At 49.9% G+C, this 24,794-nt stretch carries 20 protein-coding genes; 5 read left to right on the top strand and 15 right to left on the bottom strand.

The window, feature by feature from the left end; genetic code table 11:
- Positions 1-176: 176 nt before the first annotated feature.
- The 3 genes from ACINK7_RS15370 to ACINK7_RS15380 form a co-directional block, all read right to left on the bottom strand.
- The gene (locus ACINK7_RS15370; RefSeq protein ID WP_404356539.1) at positions 177-2,396 is read right to left on the bottom strand and encodes a TonB-dependent receptor; all 2,220 of its coding nucleotides are present in this window, start codon (positions 2,394-2,396) and stop codon (positions 177-179) included.
- A 3-nt stretch (positions 2,397-2,399) separates the two neighbouring features.
- A complete protein-coding gene (locus tag ACINK7_RS15375; protein ID WP_404356541.1) occupies positions 2,400-4,958 on the bottom strand; it encodes a spermidine synthase in 2,559 nt (852 codons plus the stop codon).
- Positions 4,959-5,055: 97 nt separating this feature from the next.
- Entirely contained in the window at positions 5,056-5,766 is a 711-nt protein-coding gene (locus tag ACINK7_RS15380; RefSeq protein WP_404356543.1) for a hypothetical protein, read from the bottom strand.
- 304 nt (positions 5,767-6,070) lie between these two features.
- Between ACINK7_RS15380 and ACINK7_RS15385 the strand changes: the two genes are divergently transcribed.
- On the top strand, positions 6,071-6,280 hold the full coding sequence (locus tag ACINK7_RS15385; protein WP_014149441.1) for a cold-shock protein: 210 nt from the start codon (positions 6,071-6,073) through the stop codon (positions 6,278-6,280).
- Between the two features lie 348 nt (positions 6,281-6,628).
- On the top strand, positions 6,629-7,168 hold the full coding sequence (locus ACINK7_RS15390) for a DUF2796 domain-containing protein (RefSeq protein ID WP_404356546.1): 540 nt from the start codon (positions 6,629-6,631) through the stop codon (positions 7,166-7,168).
- 3 nt (positions 7,169-7,171) lie between these two features.
- Here the strand turns inward: ACINK7_RS15390 and ACINK7_RS15395 are convergent, their stop codons facing one another.
- Positions 7,172-7,753 (bottom strand): DUF3299 domain-containing protein, encoded by a 582-nt coding sequence (locus tag ACINK7_RS15395; RefSeq protein WP_404356548.1) that lies wholly within the window; start codon positions 7,751-7,753, stop codon positions 7,172-7,174.
- 65 nt (positions 7,754-7,818) lie between these two features.
- On the opposite strand from ACINK7_RS15395, the gene ACINK7_RS15400 reads away from it, so the two are divergent.
- Together ACINK7_RS15400 and ACINK7_RS15405 are read left to right on the top strand one after the other, a co-directional pair.
- On the top strand, positions 7,819-8,508 hold the full coding sequence (locus ACINK7_RS15400) for an ABC transporter ATP-binding protein (protein WP_404356550.1): 690 nt from the start codon (positions 7,819-7,821) through the stop codon (positions 8,506-8,508).
- Positions 8,505-9,761 (top strand): ABC transporter permease, encoded by a 1,257-nt coding sequence (locus ACINK7_RS15405; RefSeq protein WP_404356552.1) that lies wholly within the window; start codon positions 8,505-8,507, stop codon positions 9,759-9,761. Before ACINK7_RS15400 ends, ACINK7_RS15405 begins: the two co-directional genes overlap by 4 nt.
- Here the strand turns inward: ACINK7_RS15405 and ACINK7_RS15410 are convergent, their stop codons facing one another.
- The 8 genes from ACINK7_RS15410 to ACINK7_RS15445 form a co-directional block, all read right to left on the bottom strand.
- Complete coding sequence (locus ACINK7_RS15410) at positions 9,762-9,893, bottom strand: hypothetical protein (RefSeq protein WP_404356554.1); 132 nt, start codon at positions 9,891-9,893, stop codon at positions 9,762-9,764.
- A gap of 277 nt (positions 9,894-10,170) precedes the next feature.
- On the bottom strand, positions 10,171-11,427 hold the full coding sequence (locus ACINK7_RS15415) for a tetratricopeptide repeat protein (protein ID WP_404356556.1): 1,257 nt from the start codon (positions 11,425-11,427) through the stop codon (positions 10,171-10,173).
- On the bottom strand, positions 11,427-12,140 hold the full coding sequence (locus ACINK7_RS15420) for a TonB family protein (protein WP_404356558.1): 714 nt from the start codon (positions 12,138-12,140) through the stop codon (positions 11,427-11,429). The genes ACINK7_RS15415 and ACINK7_RS15420 overlap by 1 nt, the downstream gene beginning before the upstream one ends.
- Positions 12,137-12,544 carry an ExbD/TolR family protein gene (locus ACINK7_RS15425; protein WP_404356560.1) on the bottom strand — a complete coding sequence of 136 codons (408 nt, stop codon included), beginning with the start codon at positions 12,542-12,544 and terminating at the stop codon, positions 12,137-12,139. Before ACINK7_RS15425 ends, ACINK7_RS15420 begins: the two co-directional genes overlap by 4 nt.
- A gap of 230 nt (positions 12,545-12,774) precedes the next feature.
- Positions 12,775-13,281: a MotA/TolQ/ExbB proton channel family protein gene (locus tag ACINK7_RS15430; RefSeq protein WP_404356562.1), complete on the bottom strand. Its 507-nt coding sequence runs from the start codon at positions 13,279-13,281 to the stop codon at positions 12,775-12,777.
- Between the two features lie 5 nt (positions 13,282-13,286).
- Positions 13,287-14,630 (bottom strand): MotA/TolQ/ExbB proton channel family protein, encoded by a 1,344-nt coding sequence (locus ACINK7_RS15435; RefSeq protein WP_404356564.1) that lies wholly within the window; start codon positions 14,628-14,630, stop codon positions 13,287-13,289.
- Positions 14,627-15,370, bottom strand: a complete 744-nt coding sequence (locus tag ACINK7_RS15440) for a DUF3450 domain-containing protein (protein WP_404356566.1) — start codon at positions 15,368-15,370, stop codon at positions 14,627-14,629. Before ACINK7_RS15440 ends, ACINK7_RS15435 begins: the two co-directional genes overlap by 4 nt.
- Positions 15,371-15,918: 548 nt before the next feature.
- Positions 15,919-18,033: a TonB-dependent receptor plug domain-containing protein gene (locus tag ACINK7_RS15445; RefSeq protein ID WP_404356568.1), complete on the bottom strand. Its 2,115-nt coding sequence runs from the start codon at positions 18,031-18,033 to the stop codon at positions 15,919-15,921.
- 74 nt (positions 18,034-18,107) lie between these two features.
- On the opposite strand from ACINK7_RS15445, the gene ACINK7_RS15450 reads away from it, so the two are divergent.
- The gene (locus ACINK7_RS15450) at positions 18,108-18,515 is read left to right on the top strand and encodes a hypothetical protein (protein WP_404356570.1); all 408 of its coding nucleotides are present in this window, start codon (positions 18,108-18,110) and stop codon (positions 18,513-18,515) included.
- A gap of 246 nt (positions 18,516-18,761) precedes the next feature.
- Here ACINK7_RS15450 and ACINK7_RS15455 read toward each other — a convergent pair whose 3' ends face one another.
- The 3 genes from ACINK7_RS15455 to acnB all read right to left on the bottom strand — a co-directional run bounded on the left by ACINK7_RS15455 (position 18,762) and on the right by acnB (position 24,747).
- On the bottom strand, positions 18,762-20,030 hold the full coding sequence (locus ACINK7_RS15455; protein WP_404356572.1) for a sulfite exporter TauE/SafE family protein: 1,269 nt from the start codon (positions 20,028-20,030) through the stop codon (positions 18,762-18,764).
- A gap of 635 nt (positions 20,031-20,665) precedes the next feature.
- Entirely contained in the window at positions 20,666-21,973 is a 1,308-nt protein-coding gene (locus ACINK7_RS15460; RefSeq protein ID WP_404356574.1) for a citrate synthase, read from the bottom strand.
- Positions 21,974-22,176: 203 nt separating this feature from the next.
- Positions 22,177-24,747, bottom strand: coding sequence for a bifunctional aconitate hydratase 2/2-methylisocitrate dehydratase (gene acnB / locus ACINK7_RS15465; RefSeq protein WP_404356576.1), 2,571 nt, complete (start codon positions 24,745-24,747; stop codon positions 22,177-22,179).
- Between the last annotated feature and the right edge of the window lie 47 nt (positions 24,748-24,794).

Below are 24,794 nucleotides of genomic sequence, written 5' to 3' on the forward strand. Positions count from 1 at the left end.
TTCATAGTGGAATGCTTTTTCTAGGTTAAACGGTTTCCCGATTGCATGAGGCTTGGTGCAAATAGCCGTTTTGATTTTGAACTCTACAAAATAAAATAATAATAAACGTTATACTATAACATTGCATGGAATATTTTAAGCTTTCGCTTCCCTTCGCTCATTCGTCTGTTTCGCCACTAAAAATAGGCTCGGAAACCTATTTCCAAACTCATTCCCGGCTCCGGCGCAATGTTGCGTAAAAAAGACGTGGAATTGCGAATCGGCGAGTCGCTCAGATTCGAGGCCTTTCCGAACAGAAGGACTCTTTGCCCGGAATCTGCATGCCAGTCATAAGAAACGTCAAGATCGAAACGGTGATAAGAAGGGGTTTCGGTTTCATCGATTCCGGGCCTGTCTTGCGCCAAGGCTTGAGTAAAACGTAGCGCGCCCTGCCAAGCGTTTTTCTGCAAACCGACCTCGAATCCGTAACGTTGCGGCGGCAAGCGCGGCACGTCACCCAGCGCCCTGTCCTTAAAGCGCCCGCGAACGTAATCGGAAAACAGCGTCAGATGCGGCGTGCCCCAATCGAACATCGGATGAAATTTAATTTCCGCTTCGTAACCGTAAAATTCCGCATCGTCGCCGCGAAAACCGTAGATCGGAAAACAGCCTCTCAATCCGTCGGTACAAGCCGCTTTCAAGGTATTCGTATCCGATTGAAAAAAAAGCCCTAGATTTTCCTGATAAATAAAATCTTTGACATCCTTTTGATAAGCATTGCCTTGTAATGATATCAGGGCATTATCGTAACGAATCCCGATTTCACGATTACTGGCCCGTTCGACCGCCAAATTCAAACGGCCGATATCGAAACTGCGATTGGCCGGATGCGGACCGAACGAATACATTTCTTGAATATCCGGCGCGCGCTCGGCGTTCTGCCAGGCTAAATAAACGGAGCCGCCTTCGAAGGGACGGTAGGTGAGGCTGGCCGCCAAAGAGCTGGGCTTGTGCGTTAATTTACGTGTCGGCAACTGTTGCGTTCCGCCGAACCAATTGGAAATCAACAATTTTTCATTGGGCTCGGTAACCTGACGTTCATAACGGCCGCCAAACTCCACTGTCAACTCATCGAACAGATCTAGTTTTTCGGTAAAAAACAAACCCAACGAATCGATTTGCGACTGTGGAACCAGGTTTTCAGCCAAAAATTCGCGGTCTTGCCATTGCAAACCCAAAAAACCGGACCACTGATCGATGAATCGATGCTCGAGCTCGAAGCGGGTTTCCAAAACCTCATTAGTAAACAACACCGAAAATCCGGGTTCGCCTTCTTCATGTTCGTAATCGACATAACCGGTCTTGACCGACACTGACTCGATATAAGGCATAGGATTGAACAGCATGGCCTCGACATCGTAACGCCGCTGTTCCATTGCAAAACGCATCGCTTCGGCTTGATCGCTTCCGCCCGGCGCCACTCCGACATGACTGTGGCCGCCCGGGTCTCCTGGCGGCAAACCGTATTCCTTGTAAGTATGATTGTAACTAGTTCCGATATAGCCGAGATCGCCGATCAAGGAAATACCGGCCGAACCGCCTCGGCTTTCTCCATCGGTGTTTTTGATTTCGCCCTTGCTGTTGTTCAACGCCGCACCGGTTTTTAGTTGTTCGCGTACTGCCGCTTCGTCCAGCGCGTAGCCTGGAATCCGTGTGTTTTCGTTGCCGCGTTGAAAATAATCGAGATGGACGGCAACGTTGCCTTTACCGGCGTCGATGCCGACCATGCCGGCATTTTCTTTGGGATTGTGGTCATAGCGGTATTCGGCAGTGCCTTCGATCGGTTTTAACGGAACGCTGTCGGGGATGCGCTTATGCTTGACATCGACGACGCCGCCGATCGCACCGCTACCGTAGCGCAAGGTCGCCGGCCCCCGGTGAATCGTAATGCTATCGGCCAGTAACGACTCGGCCGCGACCGCGTGATCCTGGCTCATCGCCGACGCATCGTGCGATCCGATCCCGTCATGCATTACGCGAACCCGCGGGCCGCCCATGCCGCGAATGATCGGCTGACCGACACCCGGCCCGAACGACGCATTGTAAACCCCCAGTTCGCGCTCCAAGGTTTTGCCCAAGGTACCGGCCGATTTCAAGCGTAAATCGATATCGGATAACTCGGATGTCGAATCGGCCGTCGGCGCGATGCCTTCGATGACCATTTTTTCAAGTTCCACATCGAATTCGCCGGTTTCGGGCTGGGTGCTTTCGATTGTTTCCATCGAGCCTTGTTCAGCACTTTCGAAAACAGTCTCGCCGTTTTCAGAGTCATCCGCTTCGGATGCCCAAAGCATACCGCTGGCCGTTAAAATGCTCAACGTTAACGCTATCCAATTAATGACGGTTGGGATTTTCATGATTCAGAGACCCGTAAAACGGTAAAGCACATCTCTCGCACCGGGAATTTCGGGACGGATCGCAATCAGTTTTTCCAGCCATTGACGCGCGGTTTCCGGTTCTTTTTGGGCTTTGCCGATCGCCATACTGACGATTTGGGCATAAGCCAGCGTAAAATCGGGACTGGTTTCAACCGATTGCAAATAGCCTTTCAATGCATCCGCTTCGTCGTCGTTATGGTCGATCATCGTCGCAAAGTAAAGGTTACGAGCCTTGACGAAAGCATCGACTCTATCGGTAAATTCAGCATCGGCGTCACTGCTCAAGGACGGCAAGGCGCTTGCTTCTTTGAACTGTATTGTGTTTAACAAAGCTGCGAAGGAGTCATAAGAAGCAACGCCGCGTTTGAGAGTAAACTTCGGCGCATCGAATAAAATAACGGGGTGATCGTCGGTATTGATCGTCGCGCCTTTGGCATAATCGGCCAGCGCGCGATGATCGGCCAGAAAATGCCCCGCCAATTGCACAGAACTGCGCACCGCCGCCAAATGCAGATGTTGACGTAACGATTCGTTGAAGCCGATCGTGCGGTCGATAACGTCGGAACTAGCCGTATCCCCGGAGAATGCAATTAAAGCCAGTGAGGGATAGCCCAAATCGAAACCCGCCAACCAAGCTTCGGTCTTACCGAACACCGATTGAAAGGTTTTGATCACCGAACGCAGCATTAAATCATCCATTTGATACAGAGGCAGCCATTGGCAATAGAGCCCTCCCGGCATCAATCGCTCTGCAATCGCTTGAAAATGTTCTCGGGTATAGAGCAGACCGCCGCCATCGCGGCCGGGATGAAATAGATCCCCTATCACTACATCATATTGCTGAGACGACGTTCGAACATAACGTCTGGCATCGGACGCATAAAGACGAACACGAGGATTCTCGTGTAATTCGGCATTGTACGGCGAAAAATAAGGTAATAACGCCAAGGATTCGGGCACTAACTCGACCGCATCGATGCGAGATTCTCGGTGAGTCAGCGCGGCGCCGGCGGTTACGCCTGTCGCTACGCCGAGATACAGAACATCAACCGGCTTCGGATGCAATAACATTGGCACATGAGTTTGCATGCGTTGCAGGCGCTGTGCGCGAACGCCTGTTCCGCCCATTTGGAAACGATTGTTGACGCGAAGATTGCGTTCGTTCTGCTGTTCGATTACGGCCACCGAGGCCATTGCACCCTCCCGGTACTCCAACACCGATTCGCCGGGCCTCAAAGTTACGATTTGCAAACGTCCGGGTAATAACACAATAAGTAGTACCGGGAAGACATAAGCCCAGCGGGATATCATCGAAAACTTAGGTAATAGCAGCCAATAAGCCAATGCAATGCCGATCAATGTCCATTGGGCACCGAGCAGCGGTACCAAAACGACACCCGCGCCCAAAGGGGCCGCTAAACCGCCGGCCATGTTGACACCTAAGGCCCAACCGATGCCACCCGTAACATGCCGGGCCGATTGCGCTAGATGACTAAACAAGGCACCCATGATCAAGGTCGGCGGCAACAGAACCGGTAAGGCTACGGTCAATTCGGCCAACAGCACCGCACCTAAACTATCGCCGAGGCCGGTTCTTACCCACCAATATAAACCATGCGTTAGATAAAGCGCCGAAAGTCCGGCGAGACAAACTAAACTCAACGAGAACAACAAGCTGGTCAACAGGCGATCTCTATCGCGGTTGCGACCGAAGCGGTGATAAAGCCCTGCGCCGATTGCTGTGCCGGTCAAATAAACGGCCAGCACCGCTGCAAAACTGTAAACGGTGCCTTCGAGCACCTGAGCCATCACCCTAACCGTGACGACTTCATAGGCGATACCCAAAAACCCGGTAATCAACAAGCGCCAAAACAGCGGCGCCGGTTGTTTATGCGTCTTTTTGACGCTCGTTTTTCCAGGGAGTAGTAATTCAGACTTTCGAAAGTAAAACAATCCGGCGGATAACGCGACCAAAGCATTGATAAATGCCAATGCAAGCAATGTATGACGGTATCCTAATAGCGGCATCAAGGCATAGCTTGCGGCCAGCACGCCCAACACTGCACCGGCCGTGTTGACCGAATACGCCAGCGCTATTTGACGCGGATCGGCCTTGATTTGCGCTAACCAACGGTCGGCCGCCGGCAGTGTTGCACCCATAGCCAGAGTTGCCGGAAGTAAAGCAAAAAACGGCACGATGAAGGCAACGCCCCAAAAATGCAGTAAGCCCGGCTCGACACCAAGCCAAGCCCGCGCCCAATCGTTGACTGTGGGAATAACCAATGCGCTACACAAGGCCCAAAGGCCGATGATCAATTCCAGGCCGGCATACCATAGGGCAGGACGCCGGCTCACGCTGATCCGTTTGTCTAATAAAAAAGCGCCTAGGGTCAATCCCCCGAAGAATGCGGCCACAATCGCCAACATAGAAGTTAACTCGTGTCCCAAACCGACCGCGAACATCCGCGTCCAGACCAGTTGATAGCCCAAGCCTGCAACGCCGGATAAAAAAAGTAAAACTACCGCAAGGAGTGAAGCCATTTTTAGTGAAAGCCTGTGAAACACAAAAACGTTTCGACGCCCGTTAAGGCGGCGAAACGTCATTAGCTAGAACGGGTGGAGCGAGGAAAACTTAAGCTCAAGCAGCCATGATTTTCCGGCGACCGAATCCCAATAGCGCCAAACCCGATCCGAATAGCCAAACCGCTGCGGGGACTGGAACTGCAGCGATTGCTTGCTCGAATGCCTCGTGTCCGAAGGTCCCGCCTTCATTCAGGTGAAACGCCAAAAAGAATTTATCGGAAATTAAACTGATGGGCGTCAACGCATCATCGTTATGCGTATCGAATAGCGATAACTCTAACAAATATGCACCATCGTCCGGATTGCCGCCACCGGCGGAACTGATTTGGAAATCGACATGGGTATGCAGACCGCCGCTGGCGCTTACAGATCCGATAAAACCCTGATCACCAAGGCCATTGGTTGCAGAAACAATGTTGGTTATCGAGGCTTTCTCAATCTCAATTTGTTCATTAAAACCTGTGGAAAGCCAGCTCGAAGAAAGTACATCCCATTTTTTCAAAGTGTTTTCGACTTGGTACCAAATTAGACTATTGCTAACTAAACCGAAACCATTGAACCCCGGATCGTCGGTTCCGTAAGGATTGAGGAATTCACCAAAGTCGGCTTCAAATAATTTATAACCGCCGGCCAGCATCGCTTCATTGTGCGGATCGACAATGATTTTATTGTTCTGCAAGGTCAGTTCGATATCCGAATGCGCCAATGCATTCGAACTCATAAAAACGGCCAAAAGGCCGATCGAAAAGAGTTTTAAGCTTTTCATGTTTAAAGGCTCCCAATAAAAATAAGAATGAGGAATTGCTGCAGCAATATCAAATCGCCAATGAAATGTTATAATGTAACATTCAAAATTGCAAGCCACTTCTCATTTTCTCCATTCATAGCGTTCGCACTTCAAATTCCAGCCAATTTCTGCAAGTTGATTTCTTAATCCAATAGTAGAGTTGATAATAATTTGTCACGTAGACTGAAATTTAAATTGCTTTCCTGATAAGCCGGCTATATTATAAGAACCGTTTATTTCAACGCCATCCTGGTATGGCACATTACAAGTAAAAGAGAGTGTTATGTCCGAGTTAGTTACAGGTACCGTTAAGTGGTTCAATGATGAAAAAGGTTTTGGATTTATTGAACAAGAAGGCGGCAAAGATGTCTTCGTTCACCACAGCGCAATTAACGGCACCGGCCGGAAAACTTTGCGTGAAGGCCAAAAGGTCACGATGGAAGTGAGCCAAGGTCAAAAAGGCCCTCAAGCAGAGAACGTAACACCTGCTTAAGTCCGATTAAAAAAACGCCCGTTTCTAACGGGCGTTTTTGTATCGAACGTTTGATAAAATCTTTGTCATAGTCTTTCAAATGGGCTTCGTGACTTATTTTGTTCGCGACAAAAAGTCAGCTAAACGAATTTACTTTTTGAAAATCCTAATTTTCCCGAACGCAAGTATTGCCACCGCGTTTATATTCGTTTGATTTACTTCTATCCGTTCTTGGCTGCATTTTTGGTACCGCTTGCCGGTAATTGATTGCTTGGAAACACGCATGATATAACATAACCCTCCTAGAGTAAGCCAAGCGAGCCACGCATCCGCTTAAATCATTTCGTTTATCCCAAAACAATATTGACTATGAAAAGCCGATTCTTAATCCTATTCCTGTCGCTTTGCCTATTTTCCGGTGCAACTTTGGCTGAAAAGCGCCATCATGAAGCTCATACTCATGGCATTGCCGAACTGAATATTGTCATCGAGAACGATACCGTTCTAATCGAGTTCGAATCTCCGGCGGTTAATCTCATCGGCTTTGAGCACAAGCCTCGAAACGATGCGCAGCGACTCGAATTGCAAAATGCTTTGGCGTTATTGAATGACGTCGACATCATTGCATCGTTCGAAAAAGGCAAATGCCACGCAGCCGAAACGCATATCAGCGGACCTTTCGACGATGAGGATCAAGAAGGATCGGAACACGGCGAACTGGAAGAACATTCCGAATTTCATGCTACTTATACCCTATCGTGCCAAAACGCATCGGCCATCGACTCTGTCCGCACTCAACTATTCGACCGTTTTCCCGGCTTTGAAGCCATTCGAGTTCGCTGGATCGGTAGCAAAGGGCAAGGCACGGCACTCTTGAACAATCAATCGTCGATTTTTTCGCTCGAATAAAACCTATTCTTCCTCGTAATCTTCGATCGTTGCGACTTGCATCGAATAGGCGGATACGGCCTTGCCGGTGCCGACATCCTTACTAAATAGCGAGGTATTCAATACCCCTTGAAACCAAAACGGCATATAAAGATCTTCCAGCTTAAAGCCTTTCGGGTAGACGACATGAATCAACTGATTGGGCGGCGGTGGCGGAACATGGATACAAGCCCCGAAATACGGCACCACGAAAAACTCGGTAACCTGCTGTTTGTCGTTAAACTCCAAAGGCACCATAAAACCCGGAATTCGAACTTTAGTTTCGTTTAATTCCGGCCTCACGTCGGTCGAAACCAAAGCCTTTTGATAGGCACTGTCCGCCGCCTGCTCGATGGCTTGACGCACTTGATTCGAAATCTGCGAATCGAGCGGGATTTCCGGCGTGTCGTGCGTGATCTCCGGTCCGTTCATTAGGGCATCCAAATCGCTTTGCGGCATCAAGTCGGTCCATTCAAGGGTCTTATAACTTTCCGCCGACACCGACAAAACCGGCATCGCCAACGCCAAGCACAAGATGAGTTTTAACAAGGTATGAACTATTTTCATCGGAAAGTAACCTATAGTGATTTCGTGTAACATTATAGCTTTTAGTAACACACTCTCGCACCCGCATGACAGATTTTGACTATGCACTCGATCTCCAAAACGTCTCTTTCAGTTGGCATAAACGACATGCGCCGGTATTGAAGATTGCCGAGTGGCGAGTCGAACCGGGCCGACGTATTTTTTTGCACGGCGCTTCCGGCTCCGGCAAATCGACCTTACTCAGCCTGATTAGCGGTATACTCGTTCCGACAAGCGGACACATCAAAGTGCTCGACACCGACTTAACAAAAATCGGCGGCATGGCCCGCGACCGTTTCCGTGCCCGCCATATCGGCGTTATTTTTCAGCAGTTTAATCTATTGCCCTACCTTTCTGTTGAGGCAAACATCAATCTAGCCGTCAAGTTCGGTAACCGTCATGACGCCAATCATAATGAAATTAGCGCCTTGACCCAACGCTTGGGCCTCGACCGATCGATTCTTACCCGCAAAGCCGGTCAATTGAGTGTCGGCCAACAGCAGCGCGTCGCTGTTGCTAGAGCCTTGATCAACCATCCCGAATTGATTATCGCGGACGAACCGACATCTTCTTTGGACAGCGATACGCGCGATGAATTCATGCGCGTTTTACTCGAATCGGCCGCTCTGAATCGAACCACGGTTATTTTTGTCAGTCATGATAAATCGCTGGGGCATTATTTCGACCAAGAAATCAGCCTACATGACCTGATGCAAGCCGGAGAATCAAAAGCATGATGTTAAAACTGGCCATTGCCAGCCTTTGGAACCGAAAACTTACCGTAACGCTGACCGTGTTATCGATCGCGGTCGGCGTTTTTCTATTACTTGGCGTCGAACATATTCGCAGCGAAGCCAAGAACAGTTTCAGTAAAACGGTCTCGGGCGTGGATCTAATCGTCGGTGCCCGCACCGGCCCTTTGAACTTGCTGCTTTACTCGGTATTTCATATCGGCAATGCTTCGAACAATATCTCTTGGCAAAGCTACCGGGAATTCTCGCAAAAACCCGAAGTGGCCTGGAGTATTCCGATTTCGCTCGGCGACTCGCATAAAGGCTACCGCGTGGTAGGTACCAGCCGGGATTTTTTCGAGCATTTTCATTATGGGCAAAAGCAAAACCTGGCATTTAAATCGGGCCGCGCCTTCGATGGCGTCTACGAAGCGGTAGTCGGTGCACAAGTCGCCAAAACGCTAGACTACCAACCCGGCCAATCGATAACGCTGGCGCATGGCGTCGCTAAAGTCGGCTTCAGCAAACACGACGACAAACCGTTTATTGTGACCGGCATTCTCGCCCCGACCGGGACGCCGGTCGACCAAGCCGTTTATGTTAGCTTGGCGGGCATCGAAGCGATACATATCGATTGGCAAGGCGGTGTGCACATACCGGGCAGTTCGATTGGCGCCGAAGACGCGCTCAAACATGATTTAACGCCGAAATCAATAACCGCCTTCATGGTTGGTTTAAACTCGAAAATCTCGTTGTTTTCACTGCAACGGGAAATCAATAACTACCGAGACGAAGCCTTAGTCGGCATCATGCCGGGCATCACGTTGATGGAACTGTGGCAAATGATAGGAGCGCTCGAAAACATTCTGCGATTGATTTCGATACTGGTATTGTTTGCAACGCTTATGGGACTGTCGACGATGCTGTTGGCCTCGATGAAAGAACGCGAACGCGAAATGGCGGTGTTACGCGCAATCGGCGCGCATGCCGGATCATTGTTTTTCTTAATCGAAATCGAAGCCTTGGTTATCACAGTAACCGGAATCCTAGTCGGCAGTACGGCCCTTTGCATTGCTCTATTGACTGCGCGCACGGAACTCAGCGAACAATACGGCCTATTTATCGGCATCAATCCATTTACGCCGCTTACATTCCAATATTTACTTGGAATTTTAGCGGTCTCTTTTGTACTGGCACTGCTACCGTCGGTTTCAGCGTATCGCAATTCGCTGGGCAGCGGTTTAGTTGTCAGAACTTAGCTAAGCGGTAAACGGTAAACGGTAAACGGTAAACGGTAAACGGTAAACGGTAAACGGTAAACGGTAAACGGTAAACGGTAAACGGTAAACGGTAAACGGTAAAAATAATGCAGTATTTAAATCATTTGTCAAGCGCCGATTTCACCTTTCACCTTTCACCTTTCACCTTTCACCTTTCACCTTTCACCTTTCACCTTTCACCTTTCACCTTTCACCTTTCACCTTTCACCTTTCACCTTTCACCTTTCACCTTTCACCTTTCACCTTTCACCTTTCACCTTTCACCTTTCACCTTTCACCTTTCACCTTTCACCTTTCACCTTTCACCTTTCACCTTTCACCTTTCACCTTTCACCTTTCACCTTTCACCTTTCACCTTTCACCTTTCACCTTTCACCTTTCACCTATTTCAAGACTCCCCCAACCCCTCTCCCCGTTCATGATGTTTATGCCGTTTTTCTCCGCGCTCCATACGCTTCAACCAATAGGCTGCTTCTTGTTTGACATCGGCCACATTCAGCACCGCCTCCAACGACTGACGAGCCAGCGCTTCATCTTGAGACTTGAGGGCCGCAATACCCAACCACAAACGCACATGCGCCTTGCGCTTCAAGCCGCCTTTGCGCAAGCTTTTTTGAAACGCCTGCTTGGCTAACGCCCAATCGCCGCGTTGCATTGCAATACGTCCGGACAACATATAATCCTCGCCGTTAGGGGACAGCGCCGCTGCCTCGGTCAAAATCCGGCGGGCTCTATCGTGTTCTCGCGCCAATTGCCAGCAACCGAACAAGAGCTTCAAGTTTTCATAATTGCGAGGCATCCGCTTATTCTCGATTTCCGTTTCCAGCAATCGGGCTGCCTTAGACGGATAACCTTGTTGCGCATGGAATTTCACTAAATTCAAAACGTCTTCTTGCCGGACTTCACCGATATAATAAGCCAGCATCATCGTGGATATAGCCCGGTCATGGCGATTTTGTTGGGTGTAGAGACCGCTTAGATATTGCCACCATTGAAGCTTGTTAGGCGAATCGGCGATCAAGCGTTTAACGAGAGGCTCGGCTTTCGCAAAATCTTTGCGATCGACATAAAGCGACAATAACAATTGAATCCACTCGGACGGAGGCGACTTTTTTAGGGCCACGGCTCTTTCTAAATGACGGATTGCCGAACGGGACATGTTCGCACGATAGGCGGCATAGGCCACCATATAATAACTATCCGCATCGGCTTTCGGTTCTCTTTGCAGCCACCGCTCCAAATGCGTCACGCTCTCCCGGTAAGCTTCCAAATGAAAAGCCGCTTGACCGGCAATGTTACGCAATCCATGCTCCGCATCGGCGTCGAGCAGTTTACTGTTTAAAGCCGCGTTAGCGGCTTGCCTGGCCCCCCTAAAATCGTTCGCTCCGGAATAGGCATAAGCCAGATATTGCTGAACGACAGCATGATCGTAGGATTTGTCGGCAGTCTTGCTTTGGATTGTTCTCAATTGACGCAAGGCTTGCTCGGATTGGCCTTTCCGTAATGCCGCGTCGGCTTCTTTGAGGACCTTGAAAGTCTCTTCGCTGACGGCCTTTTCCTTGGCTTGAACCGCCAGCGCGCCAAACAGAGTCAGCCCAACTAAAAAACCGGTCTTAAGCAATCGAAAATAAGTTTGTTTATTCATTAATTCAACGTAAATGCAAAAAGTTGCCGAGCGCGCACCGGCACCGGATTACCCTGATCGTCGCGACGCGGCTGAAAACGCCAGCGGCGTACGGCACGCAATGCCGAACGATCGAAAGCACCGGAAGGCTTACTGTTGATTACGACCGGATCGGTCACGGTCCCTTCGGTCGTCACCGTAAATTCAAGGAGGACTTCGCCCTCGACCCGGCGAAAGCGTAATCGATCAGGATAGTTAGGTTGAATACGCGATATGGCTGTCAACTCATCGGCCATGATGAAAGACGGTGCAGCCGAAGCGGAGCCCCGCCCTGTTCCCGGAATGCTTCCAAGTTTTCCTGACTTGCTTTGCCCGCCGCTGATCACGGCCGGCAAAGATGGGCCCCTGACATTCATCCGAGGACTTGCCGGCACATCGACTCTCAAAGCCGGTACCGGCATCGGCAAGGCCCGCAAATCCGAGGAAGGAGGACGTTGCTGAGGCATTGGCTCGGAAAGTGTTTCAGGCTGTTGCAGCTCGGGTTTCGGCGGCGTTGTCCTCGGCGAGCGCGAAAGCGCCTCCGGCTCCGGCCTTTGCCGGATAAAGTCGAAAAACGCCGAATCGGTGGTTCGAATCCATTGCTTATCTTGTTCGGCGGCCACCAATTGGATCATGATCCAAAACAGCAGCAGGTTGATCGCCGATGCAGCCGTGAATGTCAGCGCCAGCCTCATAACTCTTCGGTCGCTGCCACCGCGACGCGAGCGATTCCAGCCAGTCGCGCCTGATCCAAGACTTGCATGACGAGTCCGGTTTCGGAACGTTTGTCGGCCAGAATCAGAGCCGAGGCCTCCGGCGCTTCGGCGTGCAAGCGCTCAACATGACCGCGCACCGCGCGTACGTCGACTTGTTGTTGTTCGATCCAGACTTCGCCGTCTTTGGTTACGGCAATCAAAATGCCGGCCTGATCCTGGCGTTCGGCGGTCTGCGCCGTCGGGCGGTCGACCTCGACACCGGTTTCCTTGACGAACGACGAATTGACCGCAAAAAAAATCAATAGAATAAACACCATATCGATCAGCGGCGTCACATTGAGCCCAGCTCCGAAACTCGGCGGACGAGTATGTTGTCGTTGCATTAGCGTGCTCTCATCATTCGGTTACTCCCTTTATACTCAAAAATTAGTTAACTTTATGAAGGTATGGGGTGTGGCTAGCGAGGATGTCGGCAGCAGGGCAGATTTTTGCTCCTGCAAAATCTGCATTCACGCCATCCCTGGCGCTCGAACGCTGCCGTCAAGCCCCCTCGGATGGGTTTACGGCGGTCCTCGATAGACACACCCCATACCTTTTATTCTTAGACGGTTTTTCAATCAAAAGGGAGTAATTGCGAAGTAAATTGCTCGCGCGCGCGTCTGGCGCGGGACTCGAGATTGGCGGCAAAAAACAGGCCCGACAAGGCCGTAATCAAGCCCGCCATCGTCGTGATTAGCGCTTCCGATATGCCTGCGGCCATGCCACGCGCATTACCGGCGCCGAACGCATTGATCACTTCGAAGACCTTGATCATCCCAGATACGGTACCGAGCAAACCCAGCAACGGTAATATCTGCGTCAAGATATCGACCGTCTTGAGCCCCCGAAACACTTGCGAAAAAAATTGAGAAGCCAAGCCTTCCTTCAAGCGTTGCTGGCAAAAATGTCTCGAGGCCGAACGATTTCGCCAATAATCCAATAATTCGGCCTGCAAACGCGGCAATTGAAAATAAAAAAACCAGTACCGTTCCAATATCAAGGTCCACATCAAGACTGATACCACGAGAATCGCCCAAAGCAAACCGCCGCCTTGATCGAAAAAACTCAGTACCTTTTCCATGGTCGTTAACTCTCCGGCAAAGAAGTTTCGTGCTGTTCAAACAATCGGGTACTTTGTTGATCGAGCATTTCGACGATACGATTGGCCTGGGCATGCAAGAAACTTTGCAGCAACAACAACGGAATCGCAACGGCCAAGCCGAGCTGCGTCGTGACTAAGGCATAAGAAATACCGCCGGCCATCAATTTCGGATCGCCGGTACCGAATAACGAAATCGATTGAAAGGTTTCGATCATGCCGATCACGGTACCGAGCAAGCCCATCAATGGCGTAACCGCAGCAAATACCGTCAGTGCCGTCAAACCGAAAAACAAGCGGCTGCTTTCCTGCCCTACCACCTCGTCGAGACGCGCGGCCAGAATCTCGCTGCTTCTGGCCTGTACCGAAACGATGCTGTTTCTGAGCCGGCCCAACGGATTATTGTCGAGATTCTCTTCCTTAAGCAATTGGCCTTTGATACGCAGCCACGCCATCGACAGAACCGCACCGCGCCATAACACGATTAAAAAGCCCGCGACGCCGATCGCCAGTATCAAATAACCGATCGCACCGCTCTGATTGATTCGTTCGATCAAGTCAGGCGATTCCACCAACAAGGCTAAAATCGCGCCTTTCGACGGATCGACCGCCATCATTCGCCAACCGTCCTGGGCTTGCTCCAATTCGAAAGCCATACGCTGGTGTCGCGGCGCGGGCTGCCGGGCGAGTTCGACCAATTTATGCCCGTCCGGTAAGAAACGCAGAAACTTGCCTTCCGACACGGCATTGAACGCGCCGATACGCGTTACGGTTTGCTGTTTTTCCTCGCCGTCCAAAGTAATAACCGGACCGGTGAAGCGCGTGACCTTGCCGGTTTCATGCATTTCATCGATCAAAACCAGCCAGAGGCTTTGCAAGGTTTCCATCGACACCGCCGATTCGCGTTGAATGATCTTATTCAGAAACTCGCCTCGATCCCGATATTGCGCCGAAATCATCGAACGGTCCAGCAACGAGCCGATTTCGGCCGCATTTTGCTGAACCATCGCGAATAATTCGTTCAACTCACCGGCTTGAGAAGCGATTTGCCCGTCCATCTCGGCCAGCTTGTTTTCGTTTTCTTGAAACGAACTCCGCAGTTTCTCCGCCTTTTGATCGGCGACGGCCAATTCATTACGCAGTTTATTCAGTTTGGCTTGCTGCCGATCGCGCTCCTGAATGAAAACACGTTCGCGTTCTTGATCGAAACGAATATCCTTGGCAGCCTCTCTTCGAACCTTACTCACCAATTCGTCTAAGGTCGAGGCAGCATGAACCGAGCCATTCGCCCACAAAAGAAGCAAAACTAAAAACCAATTCAGCCTCTTCATGGCTTAACCTCCGGCGCTACGACAGGCAGCATCAGCAAATCGGGCGGCGTTTGTTTTTTCGCAACGCGAATCGCCTTCTCGAGCGAATCCAGTTGCGCCGCATCGAGCGCTATCCATTTTTGTTCCGACGGCAACCAGAAACCGCCTTCGTCACCCTTGAGCGTCAAATAATATAAACCGACCCGACCCAGCCGTAAAAATTCGACCGAGCGAGGCTCGCCTTCGCCGTTCAAGGTGCCTTGATAGGATTCCAAGTTATGCCCATACTCGGCCTCGACACGGTAAGCTTCCATGATGCGCCGATATTTTTCGGTCACCGAGACGTCGGAGCGGTGCATCATTTGCTTTAATTGCTGCAGGCGTTGCAAGCGTTCATCAAGCAGAAAAGGCGTATCCAGGCTAACGAATTCATCCAGCACATCGATCATGCGTTGTAGAAACGGCACGATCTGCTGCTGCATCTCGACGATATCGCGCATTTGGGTTTCTTTTCTATGCATTTCGGCTTTTTGATCGTCGACCAATCGCGCCATTTGTGCGACGTATGCCGATAAATCCTCCAGTCGAACGGCTCCGTTGCGATATTCGTCAAGCATGGCTTGAGTCTGATCGTCCAGTTTATCGATGCGTTTTTGAACTTGAGCGCCTTGTTGCTGCGCGGAAAGTTGTTCCTGCAAGGCTTGATCGACGGCTCGTTGCGCGGCGGCCGATGCAGAAAACAGTAAGCTGGCAAGCAGCATTACCCCGTGACGAAGTTTAATTATTCGAAATGTACTCACAATAGGGATAACCTTGAAATTTATTTTACGGAACACGAATCTCGTCGATGATTTTTAGGCTCTTCCGTATTCCCCGTGGGGGAAGACATAAAAGTGTTTTGACATGACTATGGCAATGAAAAATAACTTTTTTATCAGCACCTTAAATCTATTCTGATTTTGCGAATGATTATCATTATATGTTATCACGGAAAATCCTATAGAGCCGATTTTTAAATTGAATAAGAAGCGGCTCATCTACCCCTAAACCTGGACAAACAGAAGATAATACTCATCGTAGATCAAAATTCGGCAACGGGGGCCCGTCAAAGGACGCCATGAATACATCCATGTAGGCTTCTATGCCAGCATCCATGCTGGCAAAGCCTTTGTCGAGCACCCCGGTGCCTCCTTAGGTGCTGCAGAAATTTGAAGTGCGAAAGGTATAACAAGAATATTCGCTGCGCTTCCCCGCTATTTCGAAGTGCTATATCTATAGAAGCCGAACGGTTGAAATACAGATATTATGCTTACCATTCATAAGTCAACGTTACATAAACATTACGACCAATGCCGGGCAAGCGGTCGCCGATGTTCGTACCGTTTTCGATATTATTCGCGGCGCGGTTCAAGCCATTCAGATGCACACGATATTCTTTATCGAGCAGGTTTTCGACACCCGCGCCGACCTGTAATCCTTTATAGAGCTCCGCCTGGCCGCGAATATTCCATAATGCATAACCGGATGTTTTAGGCTCTTCATTAAACTTCGAAACGTCCCCTTGACGCCAATAACCGACGACCTCAGTTCCAAGACTCCATCTCTCGTCGTCATAAAACAATGAAACCAAACCATTTAGGGGCGCGATACGGTAAAGATTATCGTCGGCATCGGCCCGGTCGCCCTTGACATAACTGATCATGCCGTCGACTCGCCAGTTGTCCATGAACCGGAAACCGGCTTCGACATCGGTCCCATAAAGAATCGCATCGATATTCGCATATTGCAATAAAGGATTTCTTTGAGCCGGCGGAATCCCGGCCGCAGCATCTTGCGCATTAGATATGGCAATGGCCGATGCATTGGTAGCGCGCACGCCTTGAATATAATCGTCAACGTAACGATAAAATGCCCGCGGCGCAAAATAAAACGAACCTTTTCGCCAAGTAATGCCTAATTCGCCTTGATAGGATTTTTCAGGACGCACGTTCAAATCGCCTATATAGCGATAGCCATCTGCCAAGCCACCGGTCGCTTCGAACGGTGCCCATAGGTAGCGTTCCTGATAACTCGGTGAACGAGTCTTTCGGGCGAAGCCCAATTCCACTTCCAATTCATCCGTCAAGTTGTGGCGAATAATACCCGTCAAATCATAATTGAAATCGGTTTTTTCACGACTCTGATTATTAAAGTCGTTAACAATGCTTTGCCAATGTCCGCGCATGACTGGATTCGGAATTGATGTCATGCTCGTCGAAATATTGCGACTATACATTTCGATGTGATTGACGCGAGCACCCAACTCAACAGTCCAATCTTGAACCGGCGAAACATTCCATTCAGCAAAAAAGCCGTAACGATCTCGCTCGGCGCCATGAAAATTCTGAATGAAAAAATTCGGCGCATCTGGATTTGTCACCAATGCATCATGATTGGCATTATCTCCGTCGGCCCCGACCGTCATTAGACCCGACAATAGCGGAAAATCGATCGCCAGTCGGTAACCGAAACCGTCCGCTTCATTGGTCGACAAACGTTTTCCGGTAACCGGCGGCCGCCTCAGGCTAAAGTTATTCATCGTATGCCGAATATCTTGGTAATTATAAGCCGCTTTGATGCCGACAACATCGCTGATTCGTCCCGAATAGCTCGTGGTCAATATGCCGCCTTCGGATAGAATGATATCCATCGGCAACGCAGGTGTACCGGTCGGACGGGTATGGTTATAGTTAAAATCGACATCGACGACATGCTCTTCGTAACGGAAGCCGTAGCCGACTTCGGCCGCTTCGCGGTCATGGCGGGTAGGCACGTTTTTACCGCCCGGATATCTGAAATCGTTACCGAATTCCTTACTTCCGTATGCATGTAAACGATGATTCTCGGTCGCCACGCCATTATATAAGGCGCCATACCAGCCGTCGTTGGCACTATTATAGCCTGCCGAAAATTTACCGGTCCAATCGAACAACTCGCCATCTTCAGTAAACTCCGGGCGTTTGGTTTCCTGAACGATCGCGCCGCCGATGGTCTCGATGCCGCTGCTCACGGGTGCGATACCGCGGTACACTTTCAACAGGCTGGTCATTGCCGCCGGCACATGGCTCAACGGTGCATCCATGGAATTAGTACAGGCCGGTTTGTAGTTCATGCCTTTAAAATCGACATTGACTCTGTCGCCGAACAATCCCCGATATTGGGCTATTCCGGACAACGGGCCGAGCCCGTTGACATTACCACCCGGCACACGCATCAGCAAATGCGCAGCATCATTAATACCGCCCTGTTCGGGCAGAACACCCGTCATATTTGGACGAATGATTTCACCGCGAACTTCCATGCGTTCCAGTTCGACGGTTTCTTTTTTCGGCTGCGTCTCTTCGTCGTTATCCGCCTCTTGGGCCAATAACGATTGAGAAACCATAAGCGTTACGGGTATAGCGACCAAATTTGCGGAAATGGATTTTCTAAACTTCATCTTAATTAACTCAACAGAATATGGATTATGAAACAATACAATATTCATACCACAAGCAATTAAGCAACGACAAACGGACATCCATTATCTTGCCTATCAATACTAGACATTTAATGAAATTACTCTTTCTTGCTAAACGATTTTTATCCGCTAAGGATTTAGTCGCAAATAACTTCCTTATTTTACGGAAGGTTTGGCTGCTCGATTGGCAGGTGTCGGCGGCAGGGAGCCGCCGCCAAGCCCCCATGGATGGGTTTACGGCGTTCCTCGACAGGCATACCCCGCACCCTGAACACGGAGAAATTTCTCAAACTGGGAATTGCTGCATTCATGCCATCCTTGGCAATCAGTCGCCGCCATCAAGCCTACATGGACGTATTCACCGCGTCCTGCCGAGCAAATTACCGAACCCTCAACAAAGCGCATAGCTCTAGGACGTTATTTATCACGAAATCCTAATGTTTATAAACTTCTAACTTTGAAACTTGTCCGCGGGGAACGAAACAATTCAATAGGGTATATCCCATTTTAATCAGGCATTTCACACACAATAGGTTATTTCACACATCAATAGGTTATTTCACGCACCCCAAAACAATGAACTCCTTGTAAAAACCGCAACGACTGCGTTTATTGATTCTGGGATTCAAGTTATTAATGCAATTCCGCCTAAATTATTGATTTTGTCCGTCGGCCGCAAACATTTGCTTTACTTTATGCCAAATCGACGCCATATTTTGACGCAGCGATACATAAATTACCGACATTCTTCCTCGACCGGCTTCAGTAGGAACCGCCTGATCCACGACGATAAACGCTCCGGGGATCATGCCCATCCAACAACTCCACGGCACGACCCCGCTTTCCGGCGGCGTAAACTCAATCGCTTGCTCGCCTTGCTGCAGCTTGATTTCCAATCCGTATTGAGGCACGACGATCGCGTTGTTGCATGGCGTCAATTCCTTACTGTCGATTACCCATTTGACCGGAATGCCTTTGCGCAAGGTAAATTGATTCGGCGAATAACCGCTTCTTAACACATCCATATGAATAATCTGTTCGGAGGGAAATTCTTGAGTCTCGGCAACGACCGGTGAAAAATGCAGCGACGCCCGCGCCAGCATTGTATTGAAATCCATGCCGGTACCGGTAACTGCCAAACCTCGATTCAACATAATCGCACCCAAGGCCATCACGATTACACCGGATGCCTTCAATAATTTCGGCGTTAAACTCACCGACAATAGACTGGTCAGAAAGCCGAATCCCATCAATAACGGCAGTGTGCCGAGGCCGAAAAAAAACAACAATACCGCGCCTTCGGTCCAACTGCCTGTGCCGGCTGCCATGACATACATCGCTTGCAAAGGACCGCATATGATCATCAAACCGTTCAATAAACCGATGATGAACGGGTTACTGTGTTTGCGGTATTCCTTGCCGATAAAACGCATCACAAAACCGGGAGTTTTGATACGAAAGTGACTCAACGACGGAAACCAATCCAGCATGTGCAATCCGAACAATATCAAAAAAATCCCGGCAGCGACGCCGACCGCTCCCTGCGTATAAGGCGTAAAGGCGACAACCGCTCCAAACGCGCCGAACAAAGCGCCGATCGAGGTATACGACAACGTTTTACCTATCCCATATAGAATATGCGCCCCGTGTGCCTTGTGCCCTTTCGCGGTGCTTTTGGCCGTGTAACCGATGATCAACGGACCACACATGCCGACACAATGAAAGCTGGTGAGAAAGCCGACGATAAACAACAAGCCGTAACTCATATCTCTACCAAGCTTCGGCATGTCGGCGTGATTCATGAACCAGCTATCCAACCATAAAATGAAGCCGATGCCCGACAAAGCAATGATTATGTAGACAATTTTTTTTGTTGCGGTGATAACCGAGTGTTTTGCGGAAGTTTCGTTTGTCGTACTCATGAGCCGTTGTTGACTTGAATAAATGCGTATTAATCGTGAGAATCGAATCCACGTCTTTTTTGGACCCTTTTCCACTAAAAAGAATCCTCTTAACTAAAATGGATTTTAGGCAGTTTTCCCAGGCATTATTAAAGCAATTCCCATGCCTGCTTTTTTACATCACTCGAGAACACAAGAGCGCCGCAATTACCGTGCATGAACCGATAATCTTTATATCTTTCGCATTTCAAGTATCAGCATTAGCGTATTGAGGTAACGGGGGGGGGGCGGAAAAGGCTATGCCAGTCCCTCAACTACTCCCTTTATACTCAAAAATTAGCTAACTTTATGAAGGTATGGGGTGTGGCTAGCGAGGATGTCGGCAGCAGGGCAGATTTTTGCTCCATGCAAAATCTGCATTCACGCCATCCTTGGCGTTCGAGCGCTGCCGTCAAGCCCCCCATGGACGGGTTCACGGCGTTCCTCGATAGACACATCTCATACCTTTTATTCTTAGGCGGTTTTTCAATCAAAAGGGAGTAGTAGGAAAGAGAACCGTTTCAACTGCTAACGCGAACATAGCCTATCAAAACATGGGTTAAGTCACTCATGGCTCGACAATGCCGCTAAAATTCTTTGCCAACGATAAGAAAAATCTAACGTCTATGTAAAGGCATCACCTCCCTCTGCGAAGGACCGACATATAATTGCCTCGGCCGCCCAATAACATTACCGGTATCTCCGGTCATTTCCAACCAATGCGCGACCCATCCGGCAGTGCGTGCTATCGTGAACATCACGGTAAACATATCAACTGGAATACCCAACGCTTTGTAGATGATGCCGGAATAAAAATCGACATTGGGATAAAGCTTTTTCTCGATGAAATAATCGTCTTGCAAGGCATATTCTTCCAATGCCATCGCCAAATCAAAAAGTGGGTCGGGCTGGCAAGATTGTCTCAACACCTCATGACAGGTTTGACGAATAATCGTCGCGCGCGGATCGAAATTTTTATAAACACGGTGACCGAAGCCCATCAAGCGGAACGGATCATCCTTATCCTTTGCTTTGGCGATGTATTCCGGTATTCGCTCCACCGTACCGATTTCCTTAAGCATGCTCAACACCGCCTCATTCGCTCCACCATGCGCAGGGCCCCACAACGCGGCAATACCGGCCGCTATGCAGGCATAAGGATTAGCTCCTGTACTTCCGGCCAGTCGGACCGTCGACGTGCTCGCATTTTGCTCGTGATCGGCATGCAAAATAAACAATAGATTCAATGCCTTGACTGCAGTTTCATCAATCGAACGCGCTTGCTCTAAAAAACGTTTTTCGGGGCGCGAGAACATCATATTCAAAAAATTCTCACAATAATCCAAATCGACACGGGGATAAACGAACGGCGCGCCAATTGAATGCCTGTAACAAGCAGCAGCAATGGCAGGAATCTTTGCAATCATTCGGGTCGCGCAAATGTAGCGATTATCCGGATCGGAAATATCCAAATCACTATGATAGAACGCCGATAACGAACCGACGACACCGACCATCATCGCCATAGGATGGGCATCGTAATGAAATCCGTCGAAAAAAACGCGCAGCGATTCGTGTAATACGGCTCTGTCATCAATTTCGAATTTAAAATGATTGAGTTCTTGCTCGTTAGGCAGTTCGCCATGAATCAATAGATAAGCCACTTCCAAAAAGCTGCAGTTTTCAGCCAATTCCTCGATAGGATACCCGCGATACAACAAAATGCCTTGCTCTCCATCGATGTAAGTGATTGCACTTTTACAACTTGCAGTCGACACAAAACCTGGGTCGAACGTAAAATAACCCAGATCGTTTTTCAATGCTCTAACATCGACGGTAGGGTTTCCGAGGGTACCTTTCAGCAATGGATATTCGACTTCGTTTCCGGTCGAATTGTCAGTAATTGTTAAGGTATCTTTTGACATGATGATCGCCTGTTAATTTTCCTTGTCGGGTTTAACAAAGAATCTGTGAGGATAAAAGCTCGGTATAAATGTCGAGCCAAGAAGAACCAGTGCACTGACATCGCAGAGCGATTCGGGATGCCGGAGCGTCCCTAGCCGGGTTCCCACGCGGGGCGTGAAAACCACTTGGAGGAAGTAATTTTAGACCAAATCCTAATCAAAAATTAATCGCTCAATTCAATCGTTTCAGCTTTTTCCCGGTAGCTGTCAAGCCGATCGAAATTCAAATAGCGGTAAGTGTCGCTCGCGGTATCGTCGATCGTTTGCGCGTATTGCATGTATTCATCGATAGTCGGAATTCGTCCGAGTATCGAACAGACGGCCGCCAGTTCCGCTGAAGCCAAAAACACATTCGCGCCGTTACCTAAACGATTAGGAAAATTTCGTGTCGATGTCGATACGACGGTTGCGTTATCGGCGACTCGCGCCTGATTACCCATGCACAGCGAACAGCCCGGCATTTCCATACGCGCACCGGAACGGCCGAAAATGCCATAATAGCCTTCCTCGGTCAGTTGCGACTGATCCATTTTGGTTGGCGGCGACATCCAGAGCTTGGTCGGTAATTGCTCCTTATGCTTATCGAGTAATTTACCGGCCGCACGGAAATGGCCGATATTGGTCATGCAGGAACCGACAAACACCTCGTCGATCTTTGTCCCGGCGACTTCCGATAACGGCTTAACATCGTCAGGATCGTTCGGACACGCGAGCAGCGGTTCCTTAATTTCGGTCATATCGATTTCGATCGTTTCAAAATATTCGGCATCGGCATCGGGTTCGAGCAACACGGGATTTGCCAGCCACTCTTCCATCGTCTTGATGCGGCGACTAATTGTACGCGCATCGCCGTAGCCTTCCGACAACATCCATTTAAGCAGCGTGATATTCGAATTCAGATATTCGCGGATCGGCGCTTCGCTCAGGCGAATCGTGCAGCCGCCCGCCGAACGCTCGGCCGACGCATCCGACAATTCGAAGGCTTGCTCGACCTTCAAATCAGGCAAACCTTCGATTTCGAGAATCCGCCCAGAAAAGACGTTTTTCTTGCCTTTCTTTTCAACCGTTAACAAACCTTTTTGTATCGCCGCATACGGAATCGCATTGACAAGATCGCGTAACGTAATACCTGGCTGCATTTCGCCGGTAAAACGCACCAGCACCGACTCCGGCATATCGAGCGGCATCACGCCGGTCGCTGCAGCGAAAGCGACCAGCCCGGAGCCGGCCGGAAATGAAATACCGATTGGGAAACGCGTATGCGAATCGCCGCCGGTTCCGACCGTATCGGGCAGCAGCATGCGGTTCAACCACGAATGAATGATGCCGTCGCCGGGCCGCAATGACACGCCGCCGCGATTCATGATGAAATCGGGCAAGGTATGCTGCATTTCGACATCGACCGGTTTCGGATAGGCCGCGGTATGACAAAACGATTGCAGAACCAGATCGGCCGAAAATCCGAGACAAGCTAAATCTTTCAATTCGTCTCGCGTCATCGGCCCGGTGGTATCCTGCGAACCTACCGTCGTCATGTGTGGCTCGCAGTAATTATCCGGTCTAATACCCTTAACGCCGCAAGCTTTACCGACGATTTTTTGAGCGAGCGTAAAGCCTTTGCCCGAATCGGCAGGATCGACCGGGCGTTTGAATACAGTCGATGGCGGCAAATTCAAAGCCTTACGCGCACGATCGGTCAAGCCGCGACCAATAATCAAAGGAATCCGCCCGCCCGCCCGAACTTCGTCGAGTATCACTTCGGTTTTCAATGAAAACTCGGCAATGACTTCGTCACTATTATACCGTTTAACCACTCCTTGATAAGGATAGATGTCGATCACATCGCCCATGTTCATGTTGCTGACGTCGCATTCGAAGGGCAGCGCGCCGGAATCTTCCATCGTGTTGAAGAAGATCGGAGCGATTTTACCGCCGATACAGACGCCGCCTTCGCGCTTGTTCGGCACGTAAGGAATGTCGCGGCCGGTAAACCATAACACCGAGTTCGTCGCCGATTTGCGCGACGATCCGGTACCGACGACATCGCCGACATAGGCGACCGGAAAGCCTTTTTGCTTCAGTTCCTCGATTTGCCGTTCGGCGTTGTTGATGCCTTCGCGCGGCATTTTCAGCATTGCCTTCGCATGCAGAGGAATGTCCGGACGCGACCAAGCATCGGGCGCCGGCGACAGATCGTCGGTATTGGTTTCTCCGACGACCTTGAACACGGTCACGGTCAGTTTTTCGGGGACTTCGGGTTTGCTCGTGAACCATTCGGCTTCTGCCCAAGAATTCAAGACCTGTTTCGCGAAGGCATTACCGGCATCGGCTTTTTCCTTGACATCGTGGAAGGCATCGAAGACCAATAGGGTATGCGAAAGCCCTTTTGCGGCAATCGGCGCCAGCTCGGCGTTATCGAGCAATTCGATCAACGGCGCGACATTGTAGCCGCCGAGCATCGTTCCTAATAACTCGACCGCTTGTTCCCGCGTTAATACGGGCGACACGACTTCTGCCTTTGCGATTGCCGTTAGAAATCCGGCCTTGACATAGGCGGCTTCATCGACGCCGGCCGGAATGCGGTTTGCCAATAAATCCAGCAAAAATGCTTCCTCGCCGGCCGGCGGATTTTTGATCAATTCGACGAGGCTCGCAACTTGCTCGGCATTCAACGGTTTGGGAACGACGCCTTCGGCAGATCGTTCCTCGACATGTTTACGGTATTCTTGCAACATAGTGAAACCTTAAAATCAGTTAATATTGGGTAAACGGCAGGGCGATT

Source organism: Methylotuvimicrobium sp. KM1 (genome assembly GCF_044788715.1).
Taxonomy (GTDB): Bacteria; Pseudomonadota; Gammaproteobacteria; order Methylococcales; family Methylomonadaceae; genus Methylotuvimicrobium.

Bases quoted from the DNA above. Each gene is read 5' to 3' on its own strand.
- ACINK7_RS15370 (WP_404356539.1), bottom strand. From the start codon at position 2,396: ATGAAAATCCCAACCGTCATTAATTGGATAGCGTTAACGTTGAGCATT.
- ACINK7_RS15375 (WP_404356541.1), bottom strand. From the start codon at position 4,958: ATGGCTTCACTCCTTGCGGTAGTTTTACTTTTTTTATCCGGCGTTGCA.
- ACINK7_RS15380 (WP_404356543.1), bottom strand. From the start codon at position 5,766: ATGAAAAGCTTAAAACTCTTTTCGATCGGCCTTTTGGCCGTTTTTATG.
- ACINK7_RS15385 (WP_014149441.1), top strand. From the start codon at position 6,071: ATGTCCGAGTTAGTTACAGGTACCGTTAAGTGGTTCAATGATGAAAAA.
- ACINK7_RS15390 (WP_404356546.1), top strand. From the start codon at position 6,629: ATGAAAAGCCGATTCTTAATCCTATTCCTGTCGCTTTGCCTATTTTCC.
- ACINK7_RS15395 (WP_404356548.1), bottom strand. From the start codon at position 7,753: ATGAAAATAGTTCATACCTTGTTAAAACTCATCTTGTGCTTGGCGTTG.
- ACINK7_RS15400 (WP_404356550.1), top strand. From the start codon at position 7,819: ATGACAGATTTTGACTATGCACTCGATCTCCAAAACGTCTCTTTCAGT.
- ACINK7_RS15405 (WP_404356552.1), top strand. From the start codon at position 8,505: ATGATGTTAAAACTGGCCATTGCCAGCCTTTGGAACCGAAAACTTACC.
- ACINK7_RS15415 (WP_404356556.1), bottom strand. From the start codon at position 11,427: ATGAATAAACAAACTTATTTTCGATTGCTTAAGACCGGTTTTTTAGTT.
- ACINK7_RS15420 (WP_404356558.1), bottom strand. From the start codon at position 12,140: ATGAGGCTGGCGCTGACATTCACGGCTGCATCGGCGATCAACCTGCTG.
- ACINK7_RS15425 (WP_404356560.1), bottom strand. From the start codon at position 12,544: ATGCAACGACAACATACTCGTCCGCCGAGTTTCGGAGCTGGGCTCAAT.
- ACINK7_RS15430 (WP_404356562.1), bottom strand. From the start codon at position 13,281: ATGGAAAAGGTACTGAGTTTTTTCGATCAAGGCGGCGGTTTGCTTTGG.
- ACINK7_RS15435 (WP_404356564.1), bottom strand. From the start codon at position 14,630: ATGAAGAGGCTGAATTGGTTTTTAGTTTTGCTTCTTTTGTGGGCGAAT.
- ACINK7_RS15440 (WP_404356566.1), bottom strand. From the start codon at position 15,370: ATGCTGCTTGCCAGCTTACTGTTTTCTGCATCGGCCGCCGCGCAACGA.
- ACINK7_RS15445 (WP_404356568.1), bottom strand. From the start codon at position 18,033: ATGGTTTCTCAATCGTTATTGGCCCAAGAGGCGGATAACGACGAAGAG.
- ACINK7_RS15450 (WP_404356570.1), top strand. From the start codon at position 18,108: ATGGATTATGAAACAATACAATATTCATACCACAAGCAATTAAGCAAC.
- ACINK7_RS15455 (WP_404356572.1), bottom strand. From the start codon at position 20,030: ATGAGTACGACAAACGAAACTTCCGCAAAACACTCGGTTATCACCGCA.
- ACINK7_RS15460 (WP_404356574.1), bottom strand. From the start codon at position 21,973: ATGTCAAAAGATACCTTAACAATTACTGACAATTCGACCGGAAACGAA.
- acnB (WP_404356576.1), bottom strand. From the start codon at position 24,747: ATGTTGCAAGAATACCGTAAACATGTCGAGGAACGATCTGCCGAAGGC.